This window comes from Faecalibacterium prausnitzii (assembly GCF_019967995.1).
GTDB lineage: Bacteria > Bacillota > Clostridia > Oscillospirales > Ruminococcaceae > Faecalibacterium > Faecalibacterium prausnitzii_E.
The window spans coordinates 2,142,047-2,156,294 of record NZ_CP065377.1 but is presented as its reverse complement, the minus strand read 5'-3'; the positions used below and the strand labels follow the sequence as shown (position 1 = coordinate 2,156,294).

11 protein-coding genes and 1 other RNA gene are annotated in these 14,248 nt (G+C 64.6%); 7 read left to right on the top strand and 5 right to left on the bottom strand.

All coding sequences use genetic code 11. The annotated features are described in order from the left end of the window. Positions 1 to 108 precede the first annotated feature (108 nt). A complete protein-coding gene (locus I5P96_RS10605; RefSeq protein WP_097792745.1) occupies positions 109 to 378 on the bottom strand; it encodes an ACT domain-containing protein in 270 nt (89 codons plus the stop codon). 488 nt (positions 379 to 866) lie between these two features. Between I5P96_RS10605 and I5P96_RS10600 the strand changes: the two genes are divergently transcribed. The 4 genes from I5P96_RS10600 (at position 867) to I5P96_RS10585 (ending at position 3,701) form a co-directional block, all read left to right on the top strand. Further along, the gene (locus I5P96_RS10600) at positions 867 to 1,346 is read left to right on the top strand and encodes an Lrp/AsnC family transcriptional regulator (RefSeq protein WP_207685569.1); all 480 of its coding nucleotides are present in this window, start codon (positions 867 to 869) and stop codon (positions 1,344 to 1,346) included. Continuing rightward, positions 1,346 to 2,530 (top strand): pyridoxal phosphate-dependent aminotransferase, encoded by a 1,185-nt coding sequence (locus I5P96_RS10595; protein WP_207685568.1) that lies wholly within the window; start codon positions 1,346 to 1,348, stop codon positions 2,528 to 2,530. Before I5P96_RS10600 ends, I5P96_RS10595 begins: the two co-directional genes overlap by 1 nt. A gap of 12 nt (positions 2,531 to 2,542) precedes the next feature. Next, on the top strand, positions 2,543 to 3,433 hold the full coding sequence (gene ispE, locus I5P96_RS10590) for a 4-(cytidine 5'-diphospho)-2-C-methyl-D-erythritol kinase (RefSeq protein WP_223382007.1): 891 nt from the start codon (positions 2,543 to 2,545) through the stop codon (positions 3,431 to 3,433). A gap of 64 nt (positions 3,434 to 3,497) precedes the next feature. Further along, positions 3,498 to 3,701 (top strand): DUF378 domain-containing protein, encoded by a 204-nt coding sequence (locus I5P96_RS10585; RefSeq protein ID WP_097792741.1) that lies wholly within the window; start codon positions 3,498 to 3,500, stop codon positions 3,699 to 3,701. Between the two features lie 47 nt (positions 3,702 to 3,748). Here the strand turns inward: I5P96_RS10585 and I5P96_RS10580 are convergent, their stop codons facing one another. The 3 genes from I5P96_RS10580 to I5P96_RS10570 all read right to left on the bottom strand — a co-directional run bounded on the left by I5P96_RS10580 (position 3,749) and on the right by I5P96_RS10570 (position 5,187). After that, the gene (locus I5P96_RS10580; protein WP_097792740.1) at positions 3,749 to 4,384 is read right to left on the bottom strand and encodes a hypothetical protein; all 636 of its coding nucleotides are present in this window, start codon (positions 4,382 to 4,384) and stop codon (positions 3,749 to 3,751) included. 257 nt (positions 4,385 to 4,641) lie between these two features. Further along, positions 4,642 to 4,846, bottom strand: a non-coding RNA gene (ssrS, locus tag I5P96_RS10575) — 6S RNA. A gap of 26 nt (positions 4,847 to 4,872) precedes the next feature. Continuing rightward, entirely contained in the window at positions 4,873 to 5,187 is a 315-nt protein-coding gene (locus tag I5P96_RS10570) for a DUF1292 domain-containing protein (RefSeq protein ID WP_055190606.1), read from the bottom strand. Positions 5,188 to 5,455: 268 nt separating this feature from the next. Between I5P96_RS10570 and I5P96_RS10565 the strand changes: the two genes are divergently transcribed. After that, positions 5,456 to 6,190: a peptidylprolyl isomerase gene (locus I5P96_RS10565; RefSeq protein ID WP_223382005.1), complete on the top strand. Its 735-nt coding sequence runs from the start codon at positions 5,456 to 5,458 to the stop codon at positions 6,188 to 6,190. Positions 6,191 to 6,242: 52 nt separating this feature from the next. Here the strand turns inward: I5P96_RS10565 and ruvX are convergent, their stop codons facing one another. After that, positions 6,243 to 6,674, bottom strand: coding sequence for a Holliday junction resolvase RuvX (gene ruvX / locus I5P96_RS10560; RefSeq protein ID WP_118552058.1), 432 nt, complete (start codon positions 6,672 to 6,674; stop codon positions 6,243 to 6,245). Between the two features lie 361 nt (positions 6,675 to 7,035). On the opposite strand from ruvX, the gene I5P96_RS10555 reads away from it, so the two are divergent. Both I5P96_RS10555 and I5P96_RS10550 read left to right on the top strand, forming a co-directional pair. After that, complete coding sequence (locus I5P96_RS10555) at positions 7,036 to 10,398, top strand: PD-(D/E)XK nuclease family protein (RefSeq protein WP_223382003.1); 3,363 nt, start codon at positions 7,036 to 7,038, stop codon at positions 10,396 to 10,398. Then, a complete protein-coding gene (locus tag I5P96_RS10550; RefSeq protein WP_223382001.1) occupies positions 10,395 to 14,135 on the top strand; it encodes a UvrD-helicase domain-containing protein in 3,741 nt (1,246 codons plus the stop codon). The genes I5P96_RS10555 and I5P96_RS10550 overlap by 4 nt, the downstream gene beginning before the upstream one ends. Positions 14,136 to 14,248 lie beyond the last annotated feature (113 nt).

The following is a 14,248-nucleotide window of genomic DNA, read 5'->3' as shown; positions in this document are numbered from 1 at the left end:
CGAAGCCCGGCTGCTTTGGAGCCGCAGGCGATCAGCACGTTCAAAACCGGCTTGCCAAGGCCTCCCCTCAATAGGGGAGGCGGCATCGCGTCAGCGATGACGGAGAGGTTAGATCGTGTGCATCGCGTCGAACACTTCCTGACGGGTGACGTTGATCTGCATCCCCATCTCCTTGGCCAGGGCGTCTGTGCGGTTGTGCAGTTCCTCGTGGCTGACGCTGCAATGGCTGATGTCCACCAGCATGATCATGGCGAACATGCCCTGCAGGATGCTCTGGGTCACGTCTTCGATGTTGATGTTGAGCTCACTGCACAGGGCAGCAACTTTTGCGACGACGCCGACGGTGTCGTGGCCGATGACCGTGATGAATGCTTTCATATTCCTTACCCCCAATAGTTGATGGAAAACCCTCTCAGTCAAACCCTATGGGTTTGACAGCTCCCCCAAAGGGGGAGCCGCTGGCGTGTCGGTTTTGGATGTGCTGGATGAAGAAGCCTCATTTTGCACAGGCTGCCGGGCTCCGCTGCAACGGTCAGCAGAAGCTTGCCTTGCGCGTCAAGTCGGCAGATGCTGCCAATGAGGACAGGGCCCGGCTGTGCGGGAGCCGCAAGGCGATCACACCGACCTGCCCGGCCTGCCAAGGGCTCTCCCTCTGGGAGAGCTGGCGCGAAGCGCCTGAGAGGGCAAGACTTCCTTTCCAGTATAGCAGATTTACCGGTTTTTGAACACACTTTTTGGAAAAAAGAACAAGAACTGAGCGGAAAAGACGGTCTATCTAAAAAACAAGATGCAAATACGGCGCGCTTGTGCTATACTGAAAGATACAAATCGACGCGGTACGCCGCGGATACAAAGGAGTAACGACGATGGAACAGCTTTTGAAACTTCTGGAAGACAACGCGCGGCTGCCGATCGAGGACATTGCCACGATGCTGAATAAATCCCCCGCTGAGGTGGCGGCGATGATCGACCTGGCCCGTGCGCAGGGCATCATCAAGGGCTACAAGACCCTTGTGGACTGGGAAAAGGCCGGGGTGAACCGGGTGGAGGCTGTCATCGAACTGAACGTCAGCCCCAAGAAGAGCCGCGGCTTTGACGAGATCGCAGCCACCATCGCCGCCTTTGACGAGGTGGAGAGTGTGCTGCTGATGAGCGGCGGCTACGATCTGCAGCTGATCATCAAGGGGCAGACCTTCCAGGAGATCGCCCTGTTTGTGGCCAAGCGCCTGAGCCCGCTGGACGACGTGCTGTCCACGGCCACCCATTTTGTCCTGCGTACCTATAAGAAAGAGGGCCGCTTCTACCAGGACGACGAAATCGATGAAAGAGAGTGCACCGTGCTGTGATGGATTACGATAAACTGATCGCGCCTGCCGCTGCGGCCATGCGCCCCTCCGGCATCCGCAAATTCTTCGACCTTGCCGCCGATATGCCGGAGTGCATCAGCCTGGGCGTCGGCGAACCGGATTTCAAAACGCCCTGGGCCGTGCGAGAGGCCGGTATCGAGAGCCTGGAACACGGCCGCACCCGCTATACCGCCAATGCGGGCCTGAAGGAGCTGCGCGCAGAGATCTGCCGCTATCTGGAGCGCCGGATGAACCTGCACTACGACCCGCTGAGCCAGGTGCTGGTCACCGTGGGCGGCAGTGAGGCCATTGATATGTGCATCCGCACCGTGGTGCAGCCGGGGGATGAGGTCGTCATCCCGGAGCCGTGCTTCGTCTGCTATGAGCCCATCACTACCCTGTCAGGCGGTGTGCCGGTCCATGTGGCCTGCCGCCAGGAGGATGAGTTCCGCCTCCGCCCGGAGGCCCTGAAAGCGGCCATCACCCCCAGGACCAAGCTGCTCATCATGCCGTTCCCGAACAACCCCACCGGTGCCGTGATGGAGAAGGAAGACCTCGAAGCCATCGCCGACGTTCTGCGGGACACGAACGTTCTGGTGCTGTCGGATGAGATCTACGCCGAACTGAACTACGGCCTGCGGCCGCACGTCTCTATTGCCACCCTGCCCGGCATGGCCGAGCGGACCATCGTGGTGAACGGCTTCTCCAAGAGCTATGCGATGACCGGCTGGCGTCTGGGCTATGCCTGCGGCCCGGCTCCCATCATCAAGATCATGACCAAGATCCACCAGAGCGCCATCATGAGCGCTCCCACCACCAGCCAGTACGCCGCCATCACGGCCCTGAAGGACTGCGACGGCGAGATCGACCGGATGCGGGATGAGTACAACATGCGCCGCCGTCTGGTGGTGAAGGGCTTCAACGCCATGGGCCTGACCTGTTTTGAGCCGCGGGGCGCGTTCTACGCCTTCCCCTGCATCAAGTCCACCGGGATGACCAGCCAGGAGTTCTGCACCCGGCTGCTGGAGCAGAAGCACGTGGCGCTGGTGCCCGGCGATGCCTTCGGCGCTTCCGGCGAGGGGTACTGCCGCGTGTCGTATGCGTACTCGGTGGAGCATCTGACCGAAGCCATGAAGCGCATCCGCGCCTTTTTGGAGGAAAACGGCATCGCAATGCCGCAGTGAGGAGAGTTGAAAATGGCAAAACTGAACCGCGTGACCGTTCTGGCCCCTGCCAAGCTGAATCTGGCGCTGGACGTGGTGGGTACTCTGCCCAACGGATACCACGACCTTGACATGACCATGCAGGCCATCACTCTGTATGAAAAGGTGGTGCTGGCCCGCAGCAGCAGCCTGAACCTCTCTCTGCCCGGAAGCCCGGTCGCCGCCAACGACAGCAACACCGCCATCAAGGCGGCCATCGCGTTCTTCCGCTACACCGGCCTGCTGGCGGGCGTGGACATCACCATCTATAAGAACGTGCCCGTGCGGGCCGGTATGGCGGGCGGCAGTGCGGATGCCGCCGCCGTCCTCGTGGGCTTGAATGCTCTGTATGGGGCACATCTGTCCATGAGCGAGCTCTGCGCGCTGGGTGCCAAAATCGGTGCCGATGTGCCGTTTGCCCTCATGGGCGGCACCTGCCGGGTGCAGGGCGTTGGCGATGTGATGAAAGCTCTGCCGCCCTGCCCGGACTGCTGGTTTACGGTGGTCATGCCGGACTACGGTGTCTCGACCCCGGAGGCCTTTGCGGCCTATGACCGGGTGGGCAGCAGCCGCCACCCCGACTGCGAGGCGCAGGAAGCCGCGATCCGCGCCGAAGATCTGGCCGCCGTCTGTGCTGCCGCAGGCAACGCGCTGGAAGAGTGCAGCGGTGCCAAGGACAATGAGGCCATCAAGGCTGCGCTCTGCGAACACGGTGCGCTCACGGCCCTGATGACCGGCAGCGGCGCAGCGGTGTTCGGCATCTTTGCCAGCGAGGCCGAAGCCCGCACGGCGGCTGCGGCCCTGAAGACCCGCTGGCCGCAGGTCTATGTGGCCCAGCCCGACAAGGGCGGTGCACGGGTCACCGCCCCGAAGTGGATGCTGTAACGCAAAACGGAATAAGACCCTCTTTCCTGGGAAATGCTATTCCCAAAGGAAAGGGGGTCTTTTTGTGCAGACCTTTTATAAAGTGTGCCTGATCTTGATGATCATCGGCGGCATCAACTGGGGCCTGGTCGGGCTGTTCCAGTTCGATTTTGTGGGGTGGCTGCTGGGTGGCAGCAGCTCCATCTGGTCCCGCATCGTCTTCACCGTGGTCGGCATCGCCGCAGTCTGCGGCATTCCGGGCTTGTTCACGGACGACGACATCGAGTGAGACGAACAAAAAAGGGCCACGGCCGCAGCCGTGGCTCTTTTGCTGGGTCAGGTCCCGTCATCCCAGCCCATCAGGTCGGGCAGGGTAAGGGTCTCGTCGGAGCAGTGGGGGTTCGCGTCGGTGCGGGCCTGAACGGTAGCTGCCTCCACGGCCCGGACGACCTCGTGGATGGCGGCGCAGTCTTCGGGCAGGTCGGTCTGGCTGCGGCCGGAATGGGTGAACAGGATCCTGCCCATAGGGCCCACCACCAGCGTCAGCGGCAGGATCTGCGGGGCAGACTTGTCGTAGTGATAACCGGCATCTTTGGCGGCCTTATAGATCTTCTGGGCCGCGAAGCTCCAGCTCAGCAGGCCGCGGGTCTGCTCCACGCCCAGATAGCCGTACAGCACGCCCGGCCCGTCGCAGATGACCGGGAAGGGAAACTCCGACCCGCGGGTGGCCGTGGCCACCGCCTTGGCGCTGGACCGCACCACGCAGGCCAGCCGTGCGCCCTTGAGGGCGGGCAGGGTCTTGAGGTAGCGGGTGATGTACTCGCGGCTGACGGGATGGTCGAACCCCGGCAGGAAGATCATGCACAGGGGCCGGCTGCCCTCGCACAGGGCATAAAAATCGTTTTCCGGTACCGTGGGGGTGTCGTAGGTGAATCGGGGGATGTTCGTCCCCACCAGATGCTCAGACTTCATGCCGCAATTGCACATCCTTTCAAACACGCTGACAAATCCGCGAAGCCCTGCTGCAAAAGAGCCCGCAGGGCGAAAACCAATAGCCAAAACTGGCTTGCCAAGGGCTCTCCCTTTCGAAAGACTCCCCCGGCCGGGGGAGGTGGCACATTTGTGCCAGAAGGGGATAAGCTGGCGAGCGCAGCGAGACTGAGAGGGTATAAAAAAATCCACACACTGTTCCTCCTGGCAGAGGACAGCGGTGGATGAAGTCCCTATAAAAAGATCCCGCCCGGTCGTCTGCGGCAATCAAACCTACCCTTGCGGACAGGTGGGTGCCCTGTCTCCGGATTCACGCTTCCTCATCGAACCTCTGGGGTCGAGCCCACAGCGGGGAGGTCTGCAATCCACCGGCGAACGCCGGGCTCCCGTTGAATGATTAGTAGGATCATATAAACCGCAACAAATCGAGCCGGGCAGGAAGTTTTGCACGGGTCAATCGTCTGAAAAACTTACTCGATCTCGAACTGGTCGCTCAGCCGCTTCTCGAACAGCTTGCTGACTTCCAGCAGGGTCTCGTCGTCTTCCACGACATCCAGATATTCGCCCTCGCTGTCCTCGCCGACGCTCAGGATGACGAGCTGAGCATCCTCGTTCACGTCTTCCTCGTCCTCGGCGTATTCCACGACGGCCATATAATGCACGCCCTTATGGTCCAGCGCGTCGATCACCTCAAAGGTGACTTCGTTGCCGTCCTCGTCCTCAAGGGTCATCAGATCGGGCTGATATTCCTCTTCGGCGTTCGGGTTCTTGATCTCTTCTGCCATAAGATACGTTCTCCTGTTACAAACGAAAAATAAAGTTGGGGCAGCCGGGGCTTTCTGTGCTCCCACAGGCCCTTGCTGTGCTTATAGTGTAGCGTTTTTTTGCCCGCTCGTCAAGATGTTTTTCGCACAGAAATCTGCGGACAAATTTTCACGCATTTCCCTCTCGCATCCGGCGCAGAAATATGCTATACTGAACTCTGTGTACCGCCTGCTCGGTTCCGGGCGAGCGGGAAGCTGTTACTATGTTATTCACCGAGAGGTCAGAGTTATGAATCGTTTTTATAAAAAAGCGCTGGCGGTGCTGGCGCTCCTGGGCTGTGTGGCGCTGACGGGCTGTTCGCTCAAGGACAAGCTCAGCGGCACTTCTGGGCCGAAAGCTATCTCCCGCCCGGCGGTGGAGTCCGCCGAGGTGCAGTTCACCCACCCGGCGGCGGGCGACCCCATCGCGGTGTTCGATACCTCGGCGGGCGTGTTCAAGGCCGTGCTTTTCCCCACGCTGGCCCCGCAGGCCTGCGACAACTTCATCGGCCTTGCGCAGGCGGGGTACTACAACGGCCTGACCGTTTCCCGCGTCGAGAACGAATTTCTCGTCGAGGCCGGGCAGGGGGCTGATGGAAAAGGCACTACCATCTGGAACGGCAGCCGCTACCCCATTGAGGCCACCGACCGGCTCCATCACTACGCCGGGGCGCTGTGTGCGGCCACGGATGCATCCGGCCAGTGCGCCAGCGTCTTCTATGTGATGGAGTCGCTGCCCGGCGGCGATTCCGTGACGCAGGAGCTTGTGGACCAGATGAATGCGGCCTCCTACCGCGCCGAGGTCGTGGCCGCCTACCAGACGGCGGGCGGCGCACCCTACCTCGATTACACCGACACCGTCTTCGGCCAGGTGTACGAGGGGATGGACATCGTGGACAACATTGCCCAGACGGCGGTGGATGAGAACCAGAAGCCCACCGAGGCCATCACCATCCACAGTGTCAGCATCGAGACGTATCAATAACAACTGCGCAATGCAAAAAGGCTCCCGTGGCAGTGGGAGCCTTTTTTGCTGCTCAGATCTCGCCGGGATGCTCTTTGCGCCAGGCAAGGTAATCTTCGAGGATGACGGTGGCGCTGACGGAGTCGAGGATCTCTTTCCGCCGGGCGCCGAAGGTGCCGGTCTCGGAGAGGATATCGGCGGCTTCGCAGGTGGACTGCCGCTCGTCCCACATCCGGACGGGCAGGCCGCTCCAGATCTGCAGCGTCTTGGCCAGTTTCCGGCTCTTTTCGGCGCGTTCGCCCTCGGTGCCGTCCATGTTCAGCGGCAGGCCCACCACGATGAGCTCGGCATGGATCTCGGCGGCAATCTCGCACACCCGCGCCGCCACCTTCGGGCGGGCTTTCAGGGTGATCTGCGGCGTGATGGCGGTGGTGAGAAATTCGGAGGCGTCGCAGGTGGCAAGGCCGGTGCGGCTGGCTCCGTAGTCAACGGCTAATATCTTCATAATGGCATCCTTTCCCGTTCGGTTTTCCCCAGTGTATCACAGAATAGATGTTCTTGCAATTTTGTGTTACAATAAGAGCAGGTCACGCCCTCTCAGGCGCTTCGCGCCAGCTCCCCCAAAGGGGGAGCCACTGGCGGGCCGGGCAGGTCTGTGCGCTGTCGCCTTGCGGCTCCCGCACAGCCGGGCCCTGTTCTCATGGGCAGTCAGCCGCTGACCGCGAGAGCGGAGCCCGGCAGGCTGTGCAGGAACGGGCTTTGCTCATACAGCACAGCCAAAACCGGCCTGCCAATGCCTCTCCCTCCGGGAGAGGTGGCATCGCGCAGCGATGACGGAGAGGGCAGGCATGCAAAGAGAGGTTTTTATGTTACAACTGGTCTTAGGCGGGTCGGGCAGCGGCAAGACGACGCTGCTGTATCACCGCATCCGTGCCCGCGCCGAGGCGGGTCAGAAGAGCATCCTGCTGGTGCCGGAACAGTTCACCTCCTCCACCGAGGGGCGCATCTACCGCGAACTGGGTGATGCGCTTTCCGGCATGGTGGAGAGTTTTTCATTCACGAGCCTGGCCGAGAAGATCCTGTCCGTGGAGGGTGGCGCAGCCGTGCAGACCCTTTCGGACGCAGGCCGCGCTGTGCTGGTGCGCCGCGCACTGGAGGAATTGCAGGAAAACGTCCATTACTACTACCGCAACCGGCGGAGCGCAGCGTTCTGCCAGATGGCCGCCGAGACCATCGACGAGCTCAAGAGCGCGGGCCTGTCCGGCCAGCAGCTGGCCGACCTTGCCAAAGGCTGCGGGGCCGAGAGCGGCAAGCTGGGGGAGCTGGCCCTGATCTTTCAGGGCTACGAGACCCTGCTCGCCCGCAGTGGCATGGACCCCGCCGACCGGCTGGAGCTGGCCGGAGCGCGGCTCGAAGAGGCGCTGGCCTGCGGCGCAGTGCCGGGATTTTTGAAGGAGCGGGAGGTCTTCATCGACGAGTTCGATACCTTTAATGCGCCCAAAAAGCGGCTGCTGGGGGCGCTGCTGGCCGCTCTGCCCAGGGTGACGGTGGCCCTGTGCGACGATGGGGCACCGCTCGTGCCCGGCGATGTGAGCCTGTTTTCGGGGGCCAAGCAGGTGGCCGTGCAGCTGCGCCAGCTGGCCCGCAAAAATGGGGCCGAGGTGGCTGCGCCCCAGCTGCTCCGGCGGGACCTGCGGCACACCGAGGCCCCCGGCCTTGCGGCAGTGACCGCACTGCTGGAGACCGGCACCTGTGCACCGCTGGAAGCGCCGGCGGACGAGGTGCGGCTGTTTGCTGCGCCCAGCCGGGAAGAGGAGGCCCGCGCCGCCGCCGGTGCCATCCGCCGCCTGATGCGGCAGGGGGTGCGGTGCGGCAGGATCGCGGTGGTCTGCCGCGACATCGGCAAGTACCGCGCCGCCGTGCGGTATGAGTTCCGGATGGCGGGCATCCCGCTCTACTGCGATGAACCGACCACCCCGGAGTTCAGCGCCCCGGCCACGGCGGTCCGGGCACTGTTGGCGCTGGCCCGCGGGGCCGACCTGACCGAGAATCTGACCACGCTGGCCAAAACGGGCCTGTGCGCCCTGACCGAAGAAGAGGTCTGCGCCCTCGAAAACTACGCCTATACCTGGTCGCCCAATGCGGTGGCATGGCGGGCAGCGTTCCGGAACGACCCCAAAGGCTTCGGCGATCGGGAGCTGACCGAAGAGGACGCCCGGAATCTGTCCGATGCCGAAAAGGCCCGCGCCCTGCTGGTGAACGCCGCCGATGCCCTGCGCGGCAAGGTGCGGAACGCCAACGCCGAGGCCATCAGCCGTGCGCTCTACTTCTGCCTCAGAGAGCTGGGAGCAGAGGAACAGCAGGCGGCGCAGGTGGAAGCCATCCGCGCGGCACGGGGCATCCCGGCGGCGGAAGAGGCCGCCCGCGAGTGGAACGTGGTCATGGAACTGCTGGACGAGATGGCCCGCCTGCTGGGCGAGCAGACCGTGACGGTGGCCGAATACGAAGACCTGTTCGGGCTGCTGCTGCGCTCGTCCGACCTGGGGCATATCCCGCAGACGCTGGACGCCGTGGTGCTGGCCAGCGCGGGCAAGATGCGGCTGGACGAGCCGGATTATGTCTTCGTGCTGGGCCTTGCCGAGGGCGAGTTCCCCACGGCCCCCGGCGAGACGGGCCTGCTGACCCACGCCGACCGCGACGCCCTGATGGCGCAGAAGATCGACCTGCCCGACTGCTTTGAGAACCGGGTGGTCCGCGAGCAGGTCTGCTTCTATAAGGCGCTCACCGCCCCGGCCAGAGGGCTGTGGCTGAGCTGGCCCAAGGGGCAGGGGCAGACCCTCTGCGCGGCATTGGAGCCGATCGTGGAGGCGCTGGAACCGGCTCCGCCGGAGCTGGCTCTGCCCGACCTGGCCGCGACCCCTGCCGATGGCCTCGACTGCCTGGGCGGCGGCTGGCTCCTGACCGGAACGGAACGCGCCAGCCTGACCGAGGCCCTGCGCACCCCCGGCGGCGAGGAGCCGGAGGGCCTGAAGCTGCTGCGCCGGATGGCGGACGCTTCGCCCCGGCAGGTCAGCGACCTGGATGCACTGGAAGAACTGCTGGGCCGGCGGCTGCGCATCTCGCCGAGCCAGCTGGAAAAATATTATACCTGCCGGTACGGCTACTTTTTGCAGTACGTGCTGGGCCTGCGCCCCCGCCGCCGGGCCGAGCTTTCGGCTGACCAGAGCGGCAGCCTGATGCACTGGGTGCTGCAGATGGCGCTGGACCCGGACCCTGCGCCGGACAACCCCTGCGCCGACATGCTGGCCCCCTTCATCGAGCTGGATGACGACGCCATGGCGGAGCTGGCGGGGCTTCTGGTGGACGAATACGCCCGCCGCTATCTGCCCGAAGACACGGCCCGTTTTGCCTACCTGCTCTCCCGCCTGAAAAAGAGCATGGCGAGCCTGCTGTGCTACCTGCGGGATGAACAGCGCCAGTCCAGCTTCCGGCCTGTGGCCTGCGAGCTGAAGATCGGCAGCGGCGGGGACGGCGTCCGCGCCCAGACCTATCACCTCTCAGATGGGCGGACCGTCCAGCTGGTGGGCACGGTAGACCGCGCCGACGAGTGGGTCGAGGAGGACGGCACCCGCTGGGTGCGGGTCGTGGACTACAAGACCGGCAGCAAAAAACTGGACCTGAAGGAGGTCTACTGCGGCCTCGACTGCCAGATGCTGCTCTATCTGTTCAGCCTGACGCGGGACGGCAGCGGCCGCTTTACCGGGGCGGAACCGGCGGGCGTTCTGTATCTGCTGGCCGACCCGGCCCCGGAGAACACCACCCGCGCCAACGCAGCCCGCAGTGTGGAATACAAGCTGGACGGTCTGGTGCGGGATGAGCAGAAGCTGTTCCGCGCCATGGACGCCGACGAGACTGGGCGGTATCTGCCTTTCTCGTATCTGCGCGGTGTGCCCAGCCCCTACCAGAAGGACAAACGCGCCGACAGCGCCAAGCTCGACCGCATCCGGCTGCACCTGGACGACCTCGTGACCCGGATGGGCGAGCAGCTCTACGGCGGGCAGATCGCCGCCGAACCGCTGGTCACGGGCCGAAGCCCCTGCCTGTGGTGCGATTACAGCTTTATCTGCTGCCACGAGAACGGCATCGGCGAGCGGGCACTGGATGCTCCGGCCAAACCCTTTGAAGCCCCTGAGACCCCGCCGGAAGAAGGAAAGGAGGAACAGCCGTGAGCGAAACCAAATGGACAGCCGCCCAGCAGGCCGCCATCGACGACCGGGGCGGTGCGCTGCTGGTCAGTGCGGCTGCGGGCAGCGGCAAGACGGCGGTGCTGACCGAACGCGCCGTCCGGCTCATCACCGACCCGGAATGCCCCATCGACGCCGACAAACTGCTCATCGTCACCTTTACGAACGCGGCCGCAGCCGAGCTGCGGGCCCGCATCGGGCAGGCACTGCTCCGCCGCAGCCAGGCTGAACCCGGCAACACGGCCCTGCGCCGCCAGCGGATGCTGCTGCAGCGCGCCCCCATCTGCACCATTGATGCGTTCTGCCTGGACCTTCTGCGCAAGCACTTCCAGGCGCTCGATATCCCGCCGGACTTTTCCCCCGCCGACCCCGGCAGTGTGGCGGCCCTGCGCGCGGCGGCGCTGGCCGAAACGCTGGAACAGGCCTATGCCGACCCGGATTTCTGCGCTTTTGCAGATCTCTACGGCAAGGGCCGCAGCGACAAAGCCGCCGGGGATACCATCCTGCACGTCTACGATTTTCTCCGTGCCCTGCCTGACTACGACCGCAAGCTGGATGAATTTCTGGAACCGTGGCAGGCTGGACATGGATTCGATGCGACCTGCTGGCACGACCTGCTGCTGGCCGAGGCAGCCCGCGCTGCCAGAGCCGGGCGGGAGCTGTTCTGCGCCGCCTGGAACGACTGCAAAGAAGACCTCGTCCTGGCCCGCATCGAGGCCGAGAATAAAGCAAAGACCGATGCCGCCCGCGCCAAGGCCGTGGCAGGCGTCAACGATAAATTCGCCGAACCGCTGGAACGGCTCGAAGCGGCCGCTGCGCTGCTGGGCGAGGTGGAACGGCTGGCCGAAGCAGGGGAGTGGACCCCGCTCTACGACCGGCTCACCCCCTATGTGCTCGGCATGGAGCCGATGCCCGGCCTGAAGGGGATGAAGAAGCGGCTGACCGGAGAGCACAAAGCCGCCGTCAAGACCCGCGCCGACGAAGCGGCTGCGCTGTTCGGGCAGATCCTGGAACTGATCTCTTGCAGTGAAGACGAGGCCGAAGCCGACCGCGCCGCCGCCCTGCCCCGCCTGCGGGCCCTGTTTGCCGCCGTGCGGGCGTTCGATGCCCGCTTTGCGGCCAAAAAGCAGGAGCGGAAGCTGCTGGAGTTCAGTGACTTCGAGCATCAGGCGCTCCGGCTCCTCCGCAGCCCGGACGGCACCCCCACCCCGCTGTGCGAGACCATCCGGCAGAACTATGCGGCCGTCATGGTGGACGAGTATCAGGACACCAACGCCTTACAGGACGCACTCTACCGCTGTCTGGCTTCGCCCGCCGGGGACGACCTCTTCCTTGTGGGCGATTTGAAACAGAGCATCTACCGCTTCCGGCAGGCAGACCCCAGCATCTTCCGGGAAAAGCTGGATGCCTGGCCGCTCCTGCCCGGCGGCGCGGCCCGCCCCCGCCCGGCGGAAGGGACGCCCGGCCAGAACGCGCTGCTGGCGCTGGATGCGAACTTCCGCAGTGCGCCGGAAGTGGTGCGGGGCATCAACTTCCTGTTTGAGCAGCTCATGACCCCCGCCCTGGGCGATACGGCCTACGGCGACGGTCAGCGGCTGGTCTGCGGCGCACCGGGCGAATATGCGGGCAGCGTGGAGGCCTGCTTCCTGCCCGACGACACCGCCGAGACGGACGCAGAGTGCATCGCCCGGAAGATCGAAGCCCTGATGGCCTCCGGGGAGCAGGTGCGGGACGGCGGCTCCACCCGCCCGGTGCAGTACGAGGATTGCTGCATCCTGCTGGCGGCACGCGGTGACTTCCCGGCCTATGTGGAAGCCCTGACCGCCCACGGCATCCCTGTCTATGCGGACGCCCGCGAAAATCTGCTGGATGCGCCCCACATCCGGCCCCTGATCGCGCTGCTGAAGGTCATCGACAACCCGGCGCAGGATATCTATCTTGCCGCCGCCATGCTGGGCCCGCTGTTCGGCTTTACGGACGACGACCTGGTCCGCCTCCGTGCCCGCGCGGAGGAATTGCAGAAACAGCAGGACGAGGCCCGCCGTGCCGCACAGGAGGCGGCAGGGGAGACGCCTGCACCGCAGCACCGCCAGCGGATGAGCCTGTACGGGGCACTGCTGTTGACCGTGAACAGCGCCGAAGAAAGCCCCTTTGAACAGAAGGTCCGGGCGTTCTATGCCCGGCTGACCGAGCTGCGCCGGATGGCCCGGAGCGTGCCGGTGGAACAACTGCTCGAAGAGATCTTTGTGTCCACGGGCTATCTGGCCGCGCTGGGCGTGATGGAGAACGGCACCAAGCGCCGGGAAGATGCCCGGCGGTTCGCGTCCTTCTGTGCCGGGGCCGGGGCAAACGGCATCTCCGGCCTCATCCGCGCCATCGACGCCGCCGCGCAGGCAGGCTCCACCGGGCAGGAGACCGTGCCCGGCGGCTCCCGCCCCGGCTGTGTGACCATCATGACCATCCACCGTTCCAAGGGCCTGCAGTTCCCGGTGGTCTTTGTGGCGGATACGGCCCGGCGGTTCAATGCCGCCGATACCCGCCAGCCGGTGCTGCTCCACCGGGTGTACGGGGCCGGGCTGCGCCTACGCCCCGAAGACGGCGAAGGCTCCTATAAAACGGCGGCCTACGCGGCGCTGGCCAATGTCCATGCCGCCGAACTGCGCAGCGAGCAGATGCGCCTGCTGTATGTGGCGCTCACCCGCGCACAGGACAAATTGATCCTGACCATCCCGCTGGGCATGACCAAAACGACCAACCCGCTGGCGAAAGCGGCGGCCTTCCTCGCGGCGGGCGCAGGGGAGACGCTGAACCGGCAGGCCAACAGCTTCGCCGACTGGCTGCGCACGGCCCTGCTCGTCCATCCCAACGGCGGGCCGCTGCGCCGCCTGGCCGAGAACCTCGAACTGCCGTTTGCGGACACCCGCAGCACCATCGACTTTTCCTTTGAAGAGGCTCCGGAAGAGCTCCAGCCCGCAGCGGAAGAAGCCCCGGCCCCGGAAGCCCCCGCCGCCGACCCGGTGTTGACGGAACAGCTGCGGCAGGGCTTTGCCTGGCAGTACCCGGCGGCTTCGCTGGCGGCAGTGCCCGCCAAGGTCAGCGTCACGAGCATCGTGCACAAGCGGGAGCAGACGGCGCTGGAGCGCCCCGGCTTCCTCTCCAAGGATGGCCTGACGGCCGCAGAGATGGGCACGGCGCTGCATGCCTTCCTCGAACACGCCGACTTTGCCGCCCTTGCCGCTGCAAAGACATCCGGCACCCTCGATGAGGCCATCTGCGCCGAACGGGACCGTCAGGTGGCCGTGCAGCTGACCCCGCCGGAGATCGCGGAAAAGCTGGACGTCCGCCGCATCCGCCGCTTTGCCGAGAGCGATGCCTTTGCCCGCATCTGTGCGGCAGATGCCGTGCTGCGGGAGCTGGCCTTCATCACGGCCCTGCCCGCCTCGGCGGTGCTGGCTGCACAGGGCAGCGCGGCCCCGGAGGGCGAAGCGGCGAAGGCCAGCGTCCTCGTGCAGGGCATTGCGGACATCGTGCTCGTCTTCCCGGACCATCTCGAACTGCTGGATTATAAGACCGACCGCCGCAAGACCGAGGCCGACTTCCTCGCCGCCTACCGCGCCCAGCTCAACCTGTACGCCCTCGCCATCGACAAGCGCTTTGCGCCGAAGAAGGTGACCTATAAGGGCATCTATTCGCTGGAACTGGGAAAGCTGATCGAGGTATAAACCTCTCAGTCTCGCCTACGGCTCGCCAGCTCCCCTGGTAGGGGAGCCACTGGCGAGTCGGTGATGGTCGTACTGGACGAGCAAAGTTTTTCGTATTCGTAAACGGCCGGGCT

Bases quoted from the DNA above. Each gene is read 5' to 3' on its own strand.
- I5P96_RS10565 (WP_223382005.1), top strand. From the start codon at position 5,456: ATGAATCGTTTTTATAAAAAAGCGCTGGCGGTGCTGGCGCTCCTGGGC.
- I5P96_RS10555 (WP_223382003.1), top strand. From the start codon at position 7,036: ATGTTACAACTGGTCTTAGGCGGGTCGGGCAGCGGCAAGACGACGCTG.
- I5P96_RS10605 (WP_097792745.1), bottom strand. From the start codon at position 378: ATGAAAGCATTCATCACGGTCATCGGCCACGACACCGTCGGCGTCGTC.
- I5P96_RS10580 (WP_097792740.1), bottom strand. From the start codon at position 4,384: ATGAAGTCTGAGCATCTGGTGGGGACGAACATCCCCCGATTCACCTAC.
- I5P96_RS10595 (WP_207685568.1), top strand. From the start codon at position 1,346: ATGGATTACGATAAACTGATCGCGCCTGCCGCTGCGGCCATGCGCCCC.
- ispE (WP_223382007.1), top strand. From the start codon at position 2,543: ATGGCAAAACTGAACCGCGTGACCGTTCTGGCCCCTGCCAAGCTGAAT.
- I5P96_RS10600 (WP_207685569.1), top strand. From the start codon at position 867: ATGGAACAGCTTTTGAAACTTCTGGAAGACAACGCGCGGCTGCCGATC.
- I5P96_RS10570 (WP_055190606.1), bottom strand. From the start codon at position 5,187: ATGGCAGAAGAGATCAAGAACCCGAACGCCGAAGAGGAATATCAGCCC.
- ruvX (WP_118552058.1), bottom strand. From the start codon at position 6,674: ATGAAGATATTAGCCGTTGACTACGGAGCCAGCCGCACCGGCCTTGCC.